Origin of the sequence: Tunicatimonas sp., from assembly GCF_049647865.1 — a bacterium.
Taxonomy (GTDB): domain Bacteria; phylum Bacteroidota; class Bacteroidia; order Cytophagales; family Cyclobacteriaceae; genus Tunicatimonas.
Genome location: NZ_JBARYM010000451.1, coordinates 1 through 2,331, shown reverse-complemented (window position 1 = coordinate 2,331; position 2,331 = coordinate 1). Strand labels below are relative to the sequence as shown.

Below are 2,331 nucleotides of genomic sequence, written 5' to 3'. Positions count from 1 at the left end.
CAATTACGCAAATCAAATAATTATTGGAAGTAAAAAATGATCTTTCCCATTTGATATAAATACACTTAATGCTAAAGTGAATGTAACGTTTTCTTGGTTCGGACACGTTTTGTCCGGTCACCATCCTCTTCTTACTAAATTCGCTTTATGTAAGTAGTTATCAAAACCACTACCGTACTATGCGTCTACAACTACATCTAAGCCCTAATACCGAGCCAGTTCCCTTTAATCACTTACACTGCTTAACGGGGGCACTTCACAAATGGCTTGGTGCCAATAATATTCACGATGGCATTAGTCTGTACAGCTTCGGATGGTTGTCAGGGGCGAAGAGTCAACACGGTAAGCTGAGCTTCCCAGCTGGTAGCCATTGGCACATTAGTTTTTATGACGATAATATCGCTAAGCAACTTTTGAAAGGCATCCTAAAAGAACCGACGTTGTTCGCCGGAATGCACGTAACGCAGGTGCAGGAACTGGCGACACCGGCCTTTGGTAACTTTTACCGCTTCCGCACCGATCATTCGGCCATTCTGGCGCGGCAATCGCGACCCGACGGATCACGCGAGTACCTATTATGGGGTAATCCTCAGGCTGATGATGTGCTTACCCATTTGTTACGCCGTAAACTAGAGGTAGCGGGCTTTGGCCCCGAGCACCGCGACGTGCAGGTACGCTTCGACCGCAGTTATCATCGTGCCCGCTCGCGCAAGGTCACGATTAAGGGTACCGACCACAAAGGAAGCGAATGCCCAGTATGGGTCGCCGGAACTCCCGAAGCGGTGCAGTTTGTCTGGTTGGTCGGGTTGGGTGATTTGACGGGGAGTGGATTTGGGGGACTTATCTAATCTTTTAGCTATGGTAGAAACTTTCAACGATGCCCTTAAAGCGGCTAACTTCAGCAGCGAAAGAGATGGACAACGAAGAGTTTTTGAAGCTTTTCGTGCTGGTAAGCATGTGATATTAAACGCTCCGACTGGATGGGGTAAAACCTTTGCTGTGCTAGCAGCATTAAGCCAAAAACATGCTCTATACTCTCTACCTCTGCGAGTTCTGGTAGACTCGTTGGTTGACGACGCTAATAAATTCAAAATTAGAAGATGCGCCGCTCACCACGGGGCTCGCAAAGAACATGCTTTTTTGGATAAAGGGGATAATCTCGACAACCCTATAGAATGCGTTTTTACTACGCTAGATCAATCACTAAGTGCGTTTCTTGGTATTCCGATTGGCGTTAGCTTACGTCAAGGCAATATACTTCCTGCGGTTATAGACGCTAGCCATTTGGTTTTTGATGAGTTTCATTTATTTGATGCAACGCGTAGTTGGACTACCGCTCTTTTTTCCCTACAAAGGAGCAAGCACAATGGCATTATACTGACCGCTACGTTAAGTAATGTAATACTAGATTTCTTGGTAGAAACGTTGAGTAGAACCGATTGTGGGGTAGAACTCATTCAAGGAGAAAGGCCGTTTCATAACTCGAAAAAGCTGAAGAAAGGTCGAGGCTTCACCAGAGTGAAAGACATTGCCCTGGGGAACAAAACAATAATTATTCGTAACCAAATCCAGTGGGCGAAGGATACTGCTACTCTTCTCCGGCAAGCAAAGGATGAGGGTGAGCTACCCTCCAATTGTGAAGTGTATTTACTTCACTCTGAATTACTACCTGACCATCGAAAAGAAATAGAATTGGATGTACGGCATGCTTTCGGTAAAAATGCTCATCAACCCGCAATATTGATAGCTACGCAAGTAGTGGAGGCGGGCATAGATATTACTTGTGACGTGATACATACCGATCTATGCCCACCCCCTTCTTTTATTCAAAGAGCAGGACGCTGCGCTCGCTACGAAGGAGAGTATGGAACTATCATTTGGCATGAGGTTGAGAAGTCTACTCCTTACCAGTACGCTGAAGGCGAAATGGATCTACTTCGCTCTTATCTTAAAAATACTAAGCAGTTGACAGCGAAGGTAGAAAAAGACATTGTAAACTTGACCCAACAGTCAGACGAGAAGATAGTAGAAGACTTTAAGAAAGTAAATCATAGCAGAGTTAACGAAGTGCGAATTACGCGCGACTACGGTGAGTATAGCCGTATGATCCGTGACATCAACAACGTTAACGTTGCTATCGGCTTCTCAATTGAGAAGCCGTATCACTACTTAAGCATGTCTAGGGGAAAGTTTTATGGTACCTACTCCGACATTAGCTCTACACCAGTTAAGATAGAATACGATGTTAAGCAACGCAGAAAAGTACGAAGCACTATAGAGAATGTACATGGTGCTGACTTCATCCTTCTTTCACCGGAACAAGTGGGATAT

The 2,331-nt window shown here is 44.9% G+C and carries 2 protein-coding genes; both read left to right on the top strand.

The window, feature by feature from the left end:
- Positions 1-179: 179 nt before the first annotated feature.
- Positions 180-848: a CRISPR-associated endoribonuclease Cas6 gene (locus WBA23_RS13545; protein WP_424582813.1), complete on the top strand. Its 669-nt coding sequence runs from the start codon at positions 180-182 to the stop codon at positions 846-848.
- Positions 849-858: 10 nt separating this feature from the next.
- Positions 859-2,331, top strand: a 1,473-nt coding sequence (cas3, locus tag WBA23_RS13540) for a CRISPR-associated helicase Cas3' (RefSeq protein ID WP_424582812.1), incomplete at its 3' end; no start/stop codon positions are given.